The organism is Nocardia pseudovaccinii (assembly GCF_050942345.1).
Taxonomy (GTDB): Bacteria; Actinomycetota; Actinomycetes; order Mycobacteriales; family Mycobacteriaceae; genus Nocardia; species Nocardia pseudovaccinii.
The window spans coordinates 1,019,890-1,034,637 of sequence record NZ_CP192074.1 but is presented as its reverse complement, the minus strand read 5'-3'; the positions used below and the strand labels follow the sequence as shown (position 1 = coordinate 1,034,637).

The window sequence follows — 14,748 nt, the reverse complement described above, 5'->3', positions numbered from 1 at the left end:
TGATATCGACGACGTTCCCCGACTGTTTTCGGTTCCGTGAGTACATTCACAATTTCGGATTGCCGGGCGCATTAGCGGATCGGGGCACTCGCCATCGGCGATTTTCCGCATAATCTCGGATCTATCCGACGGACCGCCGACCAACCGGGGCCGGACGCGGGCAGAATGACACGGTGGCAGAACTCGCGCTCACCGCTCGACTGAATCCCTCCGCCGCAGACGCCAGGCGCGGGGTAGTCCGGTTACATCCGGAGGCGCTGACCGCGCTCGGCCTGCGAGAATGGGACGGTATCGCGCTGATCGGGGCACGGCGCACGGCCGCGGTGGTCGGGGTGGCCCCGTCAGGCACACCGGCCGGGGTGGCACTGCTCGACGACGTCACGCTGTCCAATGCGGGGCTGCGCGAGGACACGAATGTGGTGGTCTCGCCCGCGACGGTGTACGGCGCCAAGCAGATCTCGGTGAGCGGTTCGGTGCATGCCACCAGGACCATTCCGGCGGCGACGCTGCGGCAGGCGCTGCTCGGCAAGGTGGTCACGGTCGGCGACGCGGTATCGCTACTGCCCCGCGACCTCGGTCCGGATATCAGTTCTTCGGCTGCTACCCAGGCACTTTCGCGCACGTTCGGCATCGCCTGGACCACCGAGTTGCTGACCGTCACCGCGACCGATCCCGGCCGCGCTCCGGTGAGCGTGCAGCCGAATACCGCGGTGGTCTGGGGCGCGAGTGCGGTGGCGGCCCGGGACTCCGCCGATCGGGCGGCGGCCGGGCTGCCGGTACCCGCGGGCGAGGCCGCGCGTGGGGCCACTGAAGCCGCGGCGCTGGCCGCGACCAATGGGGCGGGCGCGGGTTGGACCGCGACCGTCGGCGAGTCGGCCATTCCGGTCGAGGACCTGGCTGGTGCGCATGGGCAGGCGGCGAAACTCCAGGAGTGGCTCAGCCTCGCGCTCGACGAACCGGAACTGCTGAAGGCCCTCGGCGCCACACCGCATCTCGGGGTCTTGATCACCGGCCCGGCCGGGGTCGGCAAGGCCACACTGGCGCGTGCGGTGGCAGCGCCGCGGCGCATTGTCGAACTGGATGGTCCGACGGTCGGCGCGGCCGAAAGCGGTGCACGGCTGCGCGAGGTCGCGGCCGCGGTGGCCGAAATCGGTTCCGGACGGGGCGGAATCCTGCTCGTCACCGATATCGACGCACTGCTGCCCGCACCGGCCGAACCGGTCGCCACACTTATCCTTGACCAGTTGCGCGCGGCGATCGCCGAGCCCTGCGTGGCCCTGCTGGCTACCACCGCGCATCCGGCCGGTGCCGATCCGCGGCTGCGCGCACCCGATCTCTGCGATCGTGAACTCGCACTCGCGCTGCCGACCGCGGCCGTACGCAAGGCGCTGCTGGAGCAACTGTTGCGCAAGGTACCCACCATGGACCTGAAGCTGGACGAAATCGCCTCGCGCACACCCGGATTCGTGGTTTCCGATCTGGCCGCGCTGTGCCGGGAGGCGGCACTGCGCGCAGCGTCGCGGGCGAGTAAACAACAGTCGGAGCCGGAGCTGACCCAACCCGACCTGCTCGGCGCCACCGAAGTGATCCGGCCGCTATCGCGTTCCGGGACCGAGGAACTCGCGATCGGCAGCCTCAGCCTGGACGACGTCGGGGACATGGTCGAAACCAAAGAGGCGCTCACCGAAACCGTGCTCTGGCCGCTGCGCCACCCGGACTCGTTCGCCCGCCTCGGTATTCGTCCGCCGCGCGGCGTACTGCTCTACGGCCCGCCGGGCTGCGGTAAAACCTTCCTGATCCGCGCACTGGCCGGGACCGGTCAGCTCAGCGTGCATGCGGTCAAGGGCGCCGAGTTGATGGACAAATGGGTCGGCGCATCCGAGCGTGCGGTGCGCGAATTGTTCCAGCGCGCGCGCGATTCCGCGCCATCGCTGATCTTCCTGGACGAGGTGGACGCACTCGCGCCGCGCCGCGGTCAGAGCAGCGACTCCGGCGTCGGTGACCGCGTGGTCGCGGCACTGCTCACCGAACTCGACGGTGTGGAACCGCTGCGCGATGTGGTGGTGCTCGGCGCGACGAACCGTCCGGAACTGATCGATCCCGCACTGCTTCGCCCGGGCCGATTGGAACGGCTGATCTTCGTGCCGCCGCCGGATGGCGATGCCCGACTGGAGATCCTGCGGGCCGCCGGGAAATCGGTGCCGCTGGCCGCCGATGTCGACCTGGCCGCGCTCGCCGCCGATCTGGACGGCTATTCCGCGGCCGATTGCAGTGCGCTGCTGCGTGAAGCCGCATTGGCCGCGATGCGCCGGGATGTGGACGCCGCCGATGTCACCGCCGGGGATGTCGCGGCGGCCAGGGCGGTGGTGCGTCCGTCGCTCGATGCCGAGCAGGTCGAGTCGCTGCGCCGGTACGCGGACAACCGCAGATAGCCGATCGTCGCAATCCTCCGGTAATCGCTGTCTTCCTGCATTTTCCGCATATCCGACATATTCGGGCAATATGGGCGCAATCACCGGTTCCCGCGTCGAGCGCGGGTAAGTTCGACCAGGTGCGCAAGATCGGCAATGCGATCGACACGATCACGGCCTTCTTCGGGGCCGCGGTCGCGGGCGTCGCGATGTTCCTGCCGATCACCTTCAGTTGGAGCGCCGACACTTCGCCGTATCGGTTGGCCAGCCTGAACAACAGCGTCCCGCGCGGCGCCGCGATCGGGGTGATCGTCGCGGTGGCCGTCGCGGTGCTGGTGATCACCTTCCACAAGCCGCTGGTGGCATGGGCGGCAGCACTGTTCGGCGCGACCGCCATGGACATCAATCACTTCGCCGGACGCCATGTTTCCTCGGCCGACCTGCTGACCACCCAGAACTATCTGGATTCGATTCTGGCCGGTGTGCTGCTCGGCGCGTTGGGCGCGGCGGTGCTGCGCCGGCCGGGTCCAGCGGCCGGCTTCGCGATCGGCGCCGCGGGCTTCTTCGTCTTCGGTGATCTCGCGGAACTGCTGGAGATCGCCGACGGCAATCCATACGCGGTGCTCGAGACACCGCCACGCTGGCTCGTCAGCATCGCGGTGGTCCTGCTGATCATCAGTACGCTGCGCAATCGGTCCCAGCCCGAGAGATCGAAGCCGCCGCGGATCGCCGTCGAACTTCCGGTCACGCCGATCCTGGCATCGATGGTGCTGGCACTGGTCATCCTGGCCATTACCGAATGGCTGGCGCGGCAGTATCAACATGCGCCGAACGTCAGTCATGCGGTCGAAATCGGGATGGCGGTCGCCGCGACGATCATCGCCGCCACCGCCGCGGCCATGCTGCTACCCGGGCGCGACGGCACCGGAGTGTATCTGGCGGTGAGTCTGGTAGCCGCCGCCGAAGCGATCGGCGGCAATCCGCGGCCCGGGTGGAGCATCGCCGCGCTGATCGCGATCACCGCCGTCGGACTGCTGATCGGGGTCCGACTGCCTTCGACGTTCATCGCCATCCTGCTGATCACCGGACTCGCGGTATTCGCCCTGGTGAAATCCTCCGACGCCCATCGCTATGTGACCGCGGCGGGCAGCGCGGTCCTGGCACTCACGGCCGGTTACTGCTGCGGCACCGCGCGTCCCCGCTATGCACCGAGCGGGGTGCTCGCCATTTCCGCGCTGTATCTGCCGTCGATCATCACGGCCCTGCCGCACGACACCGCCGAATGGCCGCTGAACGGCGGCGCCGACCATCAAGCGCTGGCCGGCCGGACCGCGCTCGCGATCGCCCTCGGTTCGGCCCTCGGGTTGGTGGTGTTGCGCCGATTCCGGCCGCGCAGCCGCCCCAGGCCGGGGCGATCCGTCGACGACGAAACGTTAGCGGATATATAGCCCACCCGGCAGGAGATGGCATACGCCATATTCGCTCGGCCGACGAAACCCCCAGGCTCCAAGTAGGATCATTCGGTATCACCCCGCCGCAACTACCCGACGGAGTGCAGTTTGCTCGGAATCCTGCTCGCGCTCGTGACAGCCGCACTCGCGGCACCGTTGTGCGTGTGGGCGTTGGGGCGCAACGGTTTCTACGTACTCGCGCTCGTACCGTTCGGCTGTCTCGGCTGGGTGATCGCGAATTGGGGTAGGACACAGCGGGTTCGGGTCAGTTGGGCGCCGAGCATCGAGATGAATATCGAGCTGCGCTTCGATTCGCTGGCCGCCATCATGTCTGCGCTGGTGCTCGGCATCGGCGCGGTGATTCTGGCTTATTGCGCACGGTATTTCGAGGACGACGAACTGCGGCTGCAGGTGTTCGCGGCCCAGTTGGTCGCCTTCGCCGGGGCCATGTTCGGCCTGGTCACCAGCGATAATATGTTGCTGCTCTTCGTCTTCTGGGAAATGACGACAGTGTTGTCGTTCCTGTTGGTCGGCCACAATGCCGAACAGGCGGTGAGCAGGCGGGCCGCGATCCAGGCGCTCTTGGTGACCGGGGCGGGCGGGCTGGCGATGCTGGTCGGGATCGTCATCCTCGGTCAGGTGAGCGGCAGTTATCTGCTGTCCGATCTGCTCGCCGGACCGCCCTCGGGCACCGCAGTGGACGTCGCGGTGGTGCTGCTGCTGGTCGGGGCATTGAGCAAGTCGGCGATCGTGCCGCTGCACTTCTGGCTACCGGGTGCGATGGCGGCGCCGACACCGGTTAGCGCGTATCTGCACGCGGCGGCCATGGTGAAGGCGGGCGTCTATCTGGTGGCGCGGTTGGCGCCGGTATTCGCGGAAAGCCCGGCCTGGCATCCGCTGATTCTCACGCTGGGCGTGGCGTCGATGGTGCTGGCAGGGTTGCGGTCGTTGCAGGTCACGGATCTGAAGCTGGTGCTCGCCTTCGGGACGGTGAGCCAGTTGGGGTTCCTGATCGTGCTGGTCGGGCTGGGGACACCGGATGCCGCACTGGCCGGTGCGGCCTTGATCGTGGCGCATGCGCTGTTCAAGGCATGTTTGTTCATGGTGGTCGGGATCATCGATCACGGGGCGGGTACGCGGGATCTGCGGGAGTTGTCGGGGCTGGGGCGGCGTGCGCCGGTGCTGTGCGGGGTCGCGGTGCTGGCGGCGCTCAGTATGGCCGGGATTCCGCCGCTGCTCGGGTTCGTGGGCAAGGAAAGCGCACTGGCCGCGGTGTTGGATGCGGGTGTGCTTGCCGAACCGGCCAGGGCCGCGTTGGCCGTCGGGGTGGTGCTGGGGTCAATGTTGACCGTCGGCTACAGCATTCGGTTCATTTGGGGAGCTTTTGCGGATAGGGAGTTGCCGTCCCGAGAGCCCAAAAGTGGAGACCTGCACGGGGACGTGCGCCTTGCGGAGCAGGGTTGTTCGGAATCTGGTCACTGGCATGCGCCGGGCGCGCAGTTCACGGCCGCACCCGCATTGCTTGCGGTTGTGAGCTCGGTAGCAGGTCTCTGCGCACCATGGATGGACGAACTGCTGAGCCCCTACGCGAAAAGCCTTCCCGGCGTTCTCGATTCGCACCTCGCACTTTGGCATGGCTTCAATGTCCCACTGGCACTGACGATCCTGATCATCTGCGCGGGCATCGTGGTGTTCCAGCTGCGTGATCGCATCGGCGAATCCGCGACCATGCTCGGCAATGCCGACCGCGCCTACGACGCCACCTTGCGTGCCATGGACCGGCTGTCGCTGCGGATGACCGGTGCGGTGCAGCGCGGTTCGCTGCCGCTGAGTCAGGCGGCGATCCTGGTGACATTGATCCTGCTGCCGACGGTGCTGCTCGCGCTCGGCACACGCACCGGAGTTCGCCTGCGCCTGTGGGATTCGCCGTTCCAGGTCGCCATCGGCGCGATCATGGCCGTCATGGCGCTGGCCGCGACGGTGCTGCGCAACCGGTTGGCCGCCGTGCTCGTCGTCGGCGTCACCGGTTACGGCTGCGGTGTGATCTTCGCGCTGCACGGTGCGCCCGATCTGGCGTTGACCCAATTCCTGGTCGAGACACTGACATTGGTGATCTTCGTGCTGGTGCTGCGGGCCTTCCCGGCCGAAATCGACGAAAGCCGCACGGCCGCATTCAAAGTGCGTCGGGCGATCCTGTCCGCGCTGGTCGGCGCGTCGGTCGCGGTGCTGGCCGCTTTCGCGGTCGCGGCCCGCTCCACCGAACCCATCTGGCGCCTGATCCCCGATGCCGCATACACATTCGGCGGTGGCAAGAACGCCGTCAATGTTCTGCTCGTCGATATCCGGGCCTGGGATACCCTCGGCGAGATCTCGGTGCTCGTCGTGGCCGCGACCGGTGTGGCATCGCTGGTATTCCGCAGCCGACGTTTCGGCAGCGCGCCGCGCGCGGTGGACTCCCCGGACTACGATCCGGACCTGATCAGCTGGTTGCCCGCGGGGCGGCTGGTGGATCGGCGTGAACGATCGATGGTCCTACAGGTCACCACCCGACTGGTCTTCCCCACCATCATGGTGCTGTCGGTGTACTTCTTCTTCTCCGGCCACAATGCGCCGGGTGGCGGTTTCGCGGGCGGACTGACCGCCGGACTAGCACTGACGCTGCGCTATCTCGCGGGCGGGCGCTACGAACTCGGCGAGGCACTGCCCGTCGATGCGGGACATCTGCTCGGCGGCGGGCTGGCGCTGGCCGCCGGAACCGCGAGCACCTCATTGCTGCTCGGCGCACCGCCGCTGTCGTCGGCGATCCTGGAGGTGACGCTGCCGGTGATCGGGCACGTCAAGGTGGTCACCGCATTGTTCTTCGATCTCGGCGTCTATCTCATCGTGGTCGGCCTGGTCCTGGACGTGCTGCGCAGCCTCGGCGCGCGCCTGGAAAGTGAGCTGGCCACCGACGAGGACGAATCCGCCTCGGCGCAAGGACGTTTCCAGTGAGTGCGAATCTGACCCTGCTGATCCTGATCGGGATTCTCGTCGCGTGCGGTGTCTATCTGATCCTCGAACGCGCGGTCTCGAAAATGCTGCTCGGCATGATCCTGTTCGGTAATGCGGTGAATCTGCTGATCCTGACGGTCGGCGGACGGGACGGTCGGCCACCCATCCGCGGTGAGGGCAACGATATGGCCGATCCGCTGGCCCAGGCCATGGTGCTCACCGCGATCGTGATCACCATGGGCCTGGCGGCCTTCGTGCTCGCCCTCGCCTATCGCTCCTACATCCTCACCACCACCGACACCGTGCAGAACGATCCGGAGGACGCCGAGGTCGCGGCCCGGCGCGAGGCAGAGGATCCGGAGCATTGAGTCTGCTGACCACGCTCGCGCCGCTACCGGTCCTGGTGCCCCTGCTCGGGGCGGCGGGCACGCTGGTGTTCGGTCGGCGGCCGCGTATCCAGCGCTTCGTCATGATTTTCGTGCTGTCGGTCGTGGTGGGCATCTGCGGGGTGCTGCTGTATCTGGTCGATCGCGACGGGACCACTGCGTTGCAGGTCGGCGGCTGGGGTACGCCGATCGGCATCACGCTGGTGGTCGATCGACTATCCGCGGCCATGCTGCTCGTCTCCGCGATCGTGCTGCTGGCCGTCTCGGTCTACGGTGCGGGCCAGAACATCCGCGACGGTGACGAGCGCCAGCCGACCTCGATCTATCGACCGACGTATCTCGTACTCACCGCGGGTGTTTCGGCCGCATTCCTGGCCGGTGATCTGTTCAACCTGTTCGTCGGCTTCGAAATCCTGCTCGCCGCATCGTTCGTGCTGCTCACCGTCGGCGCGACCGCGGACCGGATCCGCGCCGGTATCGCGTATGTGATGGTCTCGATGGTGTCGTCGCTCATCTTCCTGACCGGCATCGCGCTGGCCTACGCGGCCACCGGAACACTGAACCTGGCCCAGTTGGCGGTGCGCATGGGCCAGGTGCCCAACGGTATTCGAATGGCCGTCTACGCGGTGCTATTGGTCTCCTTCGGTATCAAGGCGGCGGTCTTCCCGCTCTCGAACTGGCTGCCCGACTCCTACCCGACCGCACCCGCGCCGGTGACCGCCGTTTTCGCGGGCCTGCTGACGAAGGTCGGTGTGTACGCGATCATCCGGACGCACTCCCTGCTGTTCCCGGACGGCGGATTGGACGATGTGCTGCTGGTCTGCGGCCTGCTCACCATGGTGGTCGGCATCTTCGGCGCCATCGCGCAGAGCGATATCCGGCGCCTGCTGTCGTTCACCCTGGTGAGTCACATCGGCTACATGGTGTTCGGCATCGGACTCTCCACCGCCGCAGGCCTTTCCGGCGCGGTGTTCTATGTGGCGCACCACATTCTGGTGCAGACGGCGCTGTTCCTGGTGGTCGGACTGATCGAGCGGCAGGCGGGATCGGTATCGCTGCGACGACTGGGTGGTCTGGCGGCGGCGAGTCCGCTGCTGGCGATCCTCTTCCTGGTGCCCGCCTTGAATCTCGGTGGGATACCGCCGTTCTCGGGATTCATCGGCAAGGTCGCATTGCTGCAGGCGGGTGCGGCGGCGGGAAGCGTACTGGCCTGGGTGCTCGTCGCGGGGTCGGTGCTGACCAGCCTGCTGACGCTGTATGCCATGGCGCGGGTATGGAGCAAGGCTTTCTGGCGACCGCGCGTCGAGGCGCCGGAGGGGCATCTCACCGCGGCGAAACCGCCGACGCTGGTGGAGGATTCGACTGATGTGCTCTATGACGAGCGCACCGATCCGGGACGCATGCCGCTGCTGATGGTCGGCTCGACGGCGGCACTGGTCGTGGTCGGTCTGTGCCTGACCGTATTCGCCGGTCCGATTCTGCGCATCGCGGACCGCGCCGCCGACGATCTGAGCAATCCGGCGGTGTATGTCGGTGCGGTGCTCGGCAATTCGCAGGCCGATGCGAAGGGAACGACCCGATGAGCACCGTCCGTCGCCTTGTCCCGAATCGATCGACGGTCGTGCGCATAGGCGTGCTGTTGTGGCTGACGATCGTGTGGTTGACGCTCTGGGGCGATCTCAGTGTGGGCAATCTGCTGGCCGGTCTCGTTGTCGGTGTGTTGATCATGTTGACCTTGCCGCTGCCGCGCGTGCCGGTATCCGGCCGCCTGCATCCGCTGTCGCTGATCGAATTGATCGTCGTCAGTTCGTATTACGCACTGGAATCCAGTCTGCAGGTGGCCTGGTTCGCGATCCGTCCGGCGCCGCCGCCGGTCTCCGGTGTGCTGCGGGTGAATCTGAGTGTGCGATCCGATCTGGTGCTGGTGCTGTGCGCCGATGTGCTCAATCTGATTCCGGGCACCATGGTGCTGGAGATCGATCGGCAACGCTGTGTCTTCTATGTGCACGTCCTGGACGTGAGCAGCGAAAAGGCGGTCGACACGTTCTACCGGATCACCCGGCGGCTGGAGCGGCTGCTCATCTCGTCGTTCGAACGCCCCACCGAATGGCGTTCGGCCCGAACAACTCCGGAGGTGGAGTCGTGAACGTTGTCGCGATGGTGGCGGGCATCATGCTGATGGCCGCCGCGGTGATCGTCAGTTACCGCATCCTGGCCGGTCCGAGCACCCTGGACCGCGTTGTCGGCATTGATTCGCTGATGGCCATCGCCGCCTCCGGCCTGGCGGTCTGGGCCGCCTACAGCGACGACACCACGGTCGTTCCCGCGATCGTCGCGCTGGCGCTGGTCGGCTTCCTCGGCTCCGCGGCGGTATCCCGATTCCGCGTTCGGGATGACGTATGAATCTGTGGCACTTGGCCTCCGGGGTCCTCATCCTGAGCGGAGCGACACTCGCGCTGACCGCATCGATCGCGATCGTGCGCTTTCCTGACACGCTCTCGCGCATGCACGCCGCCACGAAACCCCAGGTCGTAGGCCTGATCCTGGTGCTGGAAGGTGTGGCGATCCAGTTGCGCGGGCACGGCAATATCTGGCTGCTGGCGCTGGTCGGGCTGTTCACGCTGCTCACCGCGCCGGTCATCGCGCATCTGATCGGGCGGACGGCCTATCGGGAGCAGCGCTACCGTGACGGCCTGTTGCGGGTGAACGAGTTGCGGGACAACACGTTGTGAGCTGAGGCTATCGAGCAGCGCCGACCGGAACCTCTTCCGCCTCGAGCACCGGAGCCCCGGCAAACCACGTCGCATGGAATGCCGCGGCCATAGCGGCCAGCAGCGCGAGCACGACAGTCCCGGCCAGCACCGGATATTCGGCCATCGAAACCGCCAGATAGCGGAACGAGAGCAACAGCGCGGCGAGGATCACCGCACCGAACAGCACCAGGCGCATCCGGAACCAACCCCAGCCACGCTCGGGATCGCGCAGTGCGGATTCGACGGTCAAGCACAGCACCGCACCGGCAACCAGATCGACGCCGTAGTGGTAGCCGAAACCCAGTGTCGCGGTCAGCGTGGCGGCCAACCAGAACGCGCCGAGGCAGCGCAGCCACAGCGGAGCCTGCGAGCCGTCCGTGTCCCGGCGGGTGTGCACGAAGACCGACAACGCCCAAGCCGTGTGCATGGAGGGCATGCAGTTGCGTGGCGTGAAGGAGTCGAAGGACAGCGGCGCCGGATTGCGATCGATGGGCGGGACGAAATCGGGCCAGAAGTTGCCCACCTGCATGCCGTGGCCGTCCGCTGCGTAGCCGAACATCGGGCCGACCACCGGGAAGATCACGTAGATGACCGGACCGAGCAGTCCGAGCACCAGGAAGGTGCGCACCAGATAGTGGGTCGGCCACACCCCGCTCGTTACCACCCGGCGCAGCTGCCACACCGCGACGACGATCGCCGCCACCGGCAGTTCGATATAGACCCAGTGCAGCACCGCGTAGACCACCGGTCCGAGCGCATCCACCACGCGGCCCATCACCCAGGACGGATCACCGAGCGCATGGTCGGCCAGCGCCACGTAGACGTCATAGACCTGCGGCCGGCTGACGACCGTAATGTGCAGCCACACATCACCGACCTTGGTGGCCAGCACCAGTAATGCGCCCAGCGCGGCGGCGTGCAGCGCATTGCGGCGCTCCAGCCCGCTCCAGCGGAATCCGGCGACCAGCGCCAGACCGGTGAGCACGAAAGTCGGCCCATTGCCGATGGCGAACGACTCACCACTCAGCAGTCGAACACTCGCCCACACCACGTCGATACCCGCCGCGATGCCGACCGCGATCATCCTGCGGCGCTTGGAGATTCCGACCAGGGCCAGAACGAGTCCGGCCCACGGCACCGACATGGACTTGGGTGTGCCGACATAGTCGTGCCACAGACTGCCGAGCGGCCCCTCGAAATCGTGCCCGATCGAACCCACCTGTAGGGCGATGAGCAGCACCGGCACCGCCGCGATCGCGGCCGCCGTCCAGATCCGCGAGCGCTCGGTATTCGATTTGCGGCGCTCCCGGGTCCCTCCATGGTTACGCTCCGCTACCGCCTCCGGGCCCGTCGCTCGCGCCGCGGAGACGCTGCCACCCTTTTGACTCGGATCTTCGACCAGCACGTCGACCATAGTAAACGGCGAATGAACGCCATCCCCCTGACCAGCTGAACGTCAGCCGACCTTTCGACCAGGCAGAATTACTGGTCCAACTCCTTGACCAGGGCATCGACCACCGCGACCAGATCGCCCTGGGTGCTCGCGGCCACTTTGCGCTGCCGCTGGTACGACGCGCCGCGCTGTGGGATCTCCGCCACCAGTGCGAGTTCGTCCGCACAACCGAGCCGCTTGGCGGTCGGCTCCAACCGCTGCAGCAGATCCATCAGATCATCGGTGACCAACCGCTCATTGCTGTCGTCGTCCACGATGACGATCGCGTCGAGGCCGTAGCGGGCCGCGCGCCATTTGTTCTCCTGGACATGCCACGGCGGGATGGTCGGCAGCGTCTCGCCGTTGTCGAGGCGCTGATCGAGATCGACGATCAGGCAGTGGATGAGTGCGGCCATGGCCGCCAGCTCCGCACGGGTCGAGATCCCATCGCAGACGCGCACCTCGATGGTGCCCCATTTCGGTGCGGGCCGGATATCCCAGTGCATGCCGCCGAGCTGTTCGAAAACCCCGGTCTTCATCTGGTCGTGCACGAAATGCTCGAACTGGGTCCAGTTTTCGAATTGGAACGGCAGACCGGCGGTGGGCAGCTGCTGGAACATCAACGTCCGGTTGCTGGCATAGCCGGTATCGGCGCCCGCCCACATCGGCGAGGACGCGGACAGCGACAGCAGATGCGGATACGACAGCAGCAGCGAGTTGAGGATCGGAAAAACCTTCTCGCCGTGCGAAACTCCGACATGCACATGGACGCCCCAGATCATCATCTGGCGGCCCCACCACTGGGTGCGATCGATCAGTTCGTCGTAATGCGCTGAGCGCGTCAATTGTTGGGCCGACCACTGGGCGAACGGATGGGTGCCCGCGCAGAACAGATCGACGCCGAGCGGATCGGCGGCACGGCGCACGGTATCCATGGTGCCGCGCAGATCGTCGACCGCCTCGCCCACGGTGTTGTGCACACCGGTGACGAGCTCGACCGTATTGCGCAGTAATTCCTTGGTGACCTGCGGGGTTCCGTCGTATGCGTGTAGGTCACCAAGCGAATCGAATACGGCCGCAGCGGTATTCGACAGATCGCGGGTCACCTTGTCGACGAGCGCGATCTCCCATTCGATACCGATGGTCGGCCGGGGCGACCCGGGGAAGGGAACCCGCGCGATTGCTGTCCCGGCCATATCGGTGACCTTGCTACTGGATTACACCGCAGGCGATGCGACCGCCAGCGTCGCCCGTCGCCAGTGTGGTGTCGTCCGGGCCGGCAACGCCGTCGGCGCGGACATAACGGTTGGGGATATTGCCGAAGTTATCGGCGTCGGCGTGGATCATCAGGGCCTTGCCCTTGATGTCGTCCAGCGTCACCGCATCGGTGGTGGTGACCAGTTTGGCCGAACCGTCGGCACGGACCTCGAGCGAGGTCAGGTCGCCGCTGGCCGGATGGGCGTTTGCGCTGCCGACCTGCAGGTGGCCGCCGGCCGACAGGAAGTCACCCGCGGGTCCGCCGGTGGGCGCGACCGAGTTGGGCTCGCACTTGCCGACCTGGTGGATGTGCAGGCCGTGGAAGCCGGGACGCAAGCCGTGCGCCTCGATGCTGACCTGCAGGTGGTTGCCGTCCTTGGTGATGTTCGCGACGGCGACCGAGGAACCCGCGGGGTCCTTGAGGTCGACCTTCACCCCGGTGTTGGCATTCGGGGCGCCCGTCTCGGTGCCGGATTCACCGGCAGGCGGGGCGGACGCACCGGTCCACACGGGCGGCGTAGTTCCCTGGACGTCGCTCGACTCCTGACTGTTCGAGCAGGCGGCGAGGCCGAAGACCGCGACAGCGAGCACCGGGGTCACAGTGCGCCAGGACGGGCGACGAGTTGTGGACGGGGCCATCGGGGGAACTCCTTTACGAGTACCGAGTTTACGAGTAAAGCTGGGTGGACACGTTCGTTACCGGACAAGATGATGCCACGCCCGCCGTGTCGCACCCGTGACCGGGCCGTGTCGCGAGCCCCCGGACTGGTCAGTTGCCCGTGACAACCACCGTCACGCCCGAACCCGACCCACCGGAGCGCGGCTCGGCGGTCGCGCCCAGTTCATCGGCTATGGCCAGTGCGGCTTCTTTCTCGCCGGGGTTATTGCCGTAGTACACAGTCGTATTCGTGAGATTGGGGCCGGGATAGTTGCCTACCTCGGCGACCGTCCAGCCGTTGGCGGTGAGCTCGCCCGCGGTGCGCGAGGCCAGTCCGACAATGGTGCTGTTGTTCAGAACATGTACCGGGACAGCGCGATTCGCCGTGGTTGTCGTCGGCGACGACGTCGTGGTCGACGGCTTCGTGGTGGCCGGCGCCGAACTGGTCAGTGCCGCACTCGTGGTCTGCACCGGCGCGTTGGTCGTCGCGACCGCCGTGGTGGCGGCGGACCGACTCGTCGTGCTCGAGGGATCACCCGCCCCCGAGGTATCGGAATCCGAACTCGATAACGACATCGCGCCGAGGCCCGCGAAAACGATGGCCAGCGCGATCAACACCATCGCCAGCGCGCGCAACGGCGGCCCGCCGGAGGTGGGATTCGGGTAGCTCACGGCTGCGCCTCGCTGGCGCTCGGCTCCGCCGTGCGCCACGGCGCGCTGTGCCTTTGATTCACTCGCTGACGCTCGCTCACGGCTGCGCCTCGCTGGCGCTCGGCTCCGCCGTGCGCCACGGCGCGCTGTGTTGACGGTTCACTCGCTGACGCTCGCTCACGCTAATGACCCTATCCGCAAACCGTCCCCTGTGGTCTCTGCGCAGGGTCCGCTTTTACGGTGGCGCGTCATACCTGGAAGCCGAGCCTCCGAGCGGCTCGCGCCTTCTGCCTGCTCGCCCGCAGTCGACGCAACCGCTTCACCAGCATGGGATCGGCCGCAAGCGCCTCCGGCCGATCCACTACCGCATTGAGTACCTGGTAGTACCTGGTCGGCGACATGCCGAACAGTTCACGAATGGCCTCTTCTTTAGCCCCGGCGTACTTCCACCACTGCCGTTCGAAGGCCAGGATGTCGTGTTCGCGACGGCTGAGGCCGTCACCATCGACTTGCTCGGCTGCCGTGACATCTTCGCTCGCAGAAGGGCCGTCCTGGATCCCGGAAAGATTCCGAGCCGCTGCGCCGTCCATCTTGCTCCCTCGCCGAGTGACCACCAGAGGAAAATGATGCTTGTACGTCGCGGATCATTCAACCACGGGCCGTGGGATTGCCCCAGCACCGTCGCGGCGTGTTCGCTACCGGTCGGTAGCGAGTCTCGACCACCCGCGATCGCGGCGGCTGCGACCCCTGCGAGCCCA

General features: G+C 66.7%; 13 protein-coding genes. 8 read left to right on the top strand and 5 right to left on the bottom strand.

Annotated elements, in window-relative coordinates; all coding sequences use genetic code 11:
* Positions 1-173 precede the first annotated feature (173 nt).
* The 8 genes from ACQPZ2_RS04730 to mnhG all read left to right on the top strand — a co-directional run bounded on the left by ACQPZ2_RS04730 (position 174) and on the right by mnhG (position 9,971).
* A complete protein-coding gene (locus ACQPZ2_RS04730; RefSeq protein WP_433524466.1) occupies positions 174-2,432 on the top strand; it encodes an AAA family ATPase in 2,259 nt (752 codons plus the stop codon).
* A gap of 119 nt (positions 2,433-2,551) precedes the next feature.
* Positions 2,552-3,859 (top strand): hypothetical protein, encoded by a 1,308-nt coding sequence (locus ACQPZ2_RS04725; protein WP_433524465.1) that lies wholly within the window; start codon positions 2,552-2,554, stop codon positions 3,857-3,859.
* A 111-nt stretch (positions 3,860-3,970) separates the two neighbouring features.
* Positions 3,971-6,853: a Na+/H+ antiporter subunit A gene (locus tag ACQPZ2_RS04720; protein WP_433524464.1), complete on the top strand. Its 2,883-nt coding sequence runs from the start codon at positions 3,971-3,973 to the stop codon at positions 6,851-6,853.
* Positions 6,850-7,221, top strand: coding sequence for a Na(+)/H(+) antiporter subunit C (locus ACQPZ2_RS04715; RefSeq protein ID WP_433524463.1), 372 nt, complete (start codon positions 6,850-6,852; stop codon positions 7,219-7,221). Before ACQPZ2_RS04720 ends, ACQPZ2_RS04715 begins: the two co-directional genes overlap by 4 nt.
* The gene (locus ACQPZ2_RS04710) at positions 7,218-8,822 is read left to right on the top strand and encodes a Na+/H+ antiporter subunit D (protein ID WP_433524462.1); all 1,605 of its coding nucleotides are present in this window, start codon (positions 7,218-7,220) and stop codon (positions 8,820-8,822) included. Before ACQPZ2_RS04715 ends, ACQPZ2_RS04710 begins: the two co-directional genes overlap by 4 nt.
* A complete protein-coding gene (locus tag ACQPZ2_RS04705) occupies positions 8,819-9,385 on the top strand; it encodes a Na+/H+ antiporter subunit E (protein ID WP_433524461.1) in 567 nt (188 codons plus the stop codon). The genes ACQPZ2_RS04710 and ACQPZ2_RS04705 overlap by 4 nt, the downstream gene beginning before the upstream one ends.
* Positions 9,382-9,642: a monovalent cation/H+ antiporter complex subunit F gene (locus tag ACQPZ2_RS04700; RefSeq protein ID WP_433524460.1), complete on the top strand. Its 261-nt coding sequence runs from the start codon at positions 9,382-9,384 to the stop codon at positions 9,640-9,642. Before ACQPZ2_RS04705 ends, ACQPZ2_RS04700 begins: the two co-directional genes overlap by 4 nt.
* Entirely contained in the window at positions 9,639-9,971 is a 333-nt protein-coding gene (gene mnhG / locus ACQPZ2_RS04695; RefSeq protein ID WP_433524459.1) for a monovalent cation/H(+) antiporter subunit G, read from the top strand. The genes ACQPZ2_RS04700 and mnhG overlap by 4 nt, the downstream gene beginning before the upstream one ends.
* A gap of 7 nt (positions 9,972-9,978) precedes the next feature.
* On the opposite strand, the gene ACQPZ2_RS04690 is transcribed toward mnhG, so the two are convergent.
* The 5 genes from ACQPZ2_RS04690 to ACQPZ2_RS04670 form a co-directional block, all read right to left on the bottom strand.
* Positions 9,979-11,265: a DUF5933 domain-containing protein gene (locus tag ACQPZ2_RS04690; protein ID WP_433527324.1), complete on the bottom strand. Its 1,287-nt coding sequence runs from the start codon at positions 11,263-11,265 to the stop codon at positions 9,979-9,981.
* Positions 11,266-11,474: 209 nt separating this feature from the next.
* Positions 11,475-12,620 (bottom strand): glutamate--cysteine ligase, encoded by a 1,146-nt coding sequence (locus ACQPZ2_RS04685; protein ID WP_433524458.1) that lies wholly within the window; start codon positions 12,618-12,620, stop codon positions 11,475-11,477.
* A 13-nt stretch (positions 12,621-12,633) separates the two neighbouring features.
* Positions 12,634-13,320 carry a superoxide dismutase[Cu-Zn] gene (gene sodC, locus ACQPZ2_RS04680; protein ID WP_063044908.1) on the bottom strand — a complete coding sequence of 229 codons (687 nt, stop codon included), beginning with the start codon at positions 13,318-13,320 and terminating at the stop codon, positions 12,634-12,636.
* A 130-nt stretch (positions 13,321-13,450) separates the two neighbouring features.
* Positions 13,451-14,011 carry a LytR C-terminal domain-containing protein gene (locus ACQPZ2_RS04675; RefSeq protein ID WP_433524457.1) on the bottom strand — a complete coding sequence of 187 codons (561 nt, stop codon included), beginning with the start codon at positions 14,009-14,011 and terminating at the stop codon, positions 13,451-13,453.
* 227 nt (positions 14,012-14,238) lie between these two features.
* Entirely contained in the window at positions 14,239-14,580 is a 342-nt protein-coding gene (locus ACQPZ2_RS04670) for a DUF3263 domain-containing protein (RefSeq protein WP_433524456.1), read from the bottom strand.
* Positions 14,581-14,748: the final 168 nt, after the last annotated feature.

What these genes read in the sequence shown, in the direction of transcription:
- ACQPZ2_RS04705 (WP_433524461.1), top strand. Translation starts at nt 8,819, where the DNA reads ATGAGCACCGTCCGTCGCCTTGTCCCGAATCGATCGACGGTCGTGCGC.
- mnhG (WP_433524459.1), top strand. Translation starts at nt 9,639, where the DNA reads ATGAATCTGTGGCACTTGGCCTCCGGGGTCCTCATCCTGAGCGGAGCG.
- ACQPZ2_RS04685 (WP_433524458.1), bottom strand. Translation starts at nt 12,620, where the DNA reads ATGGCCGGGACAGCAATCGCGCGGGTTCCCTTCCCCGGGTCGCCCCGG.
- sodC (WP_063044908.1), bottom strand. Translation starts at nt 13,320, where the DNA reads ATGGCCCCGTCCACAACTCGTCGCCCGTCCTGGCGCACTGTGACCCCG.
- ACQPZ2_RS04670 (WP_433524456.1), bottom strand. Translation starts at nt 14,580, where the DNA reads ATGGACGGCGCAGCGGCTCGGAATCTTTCCGGGATCCAGGACGGCCCT.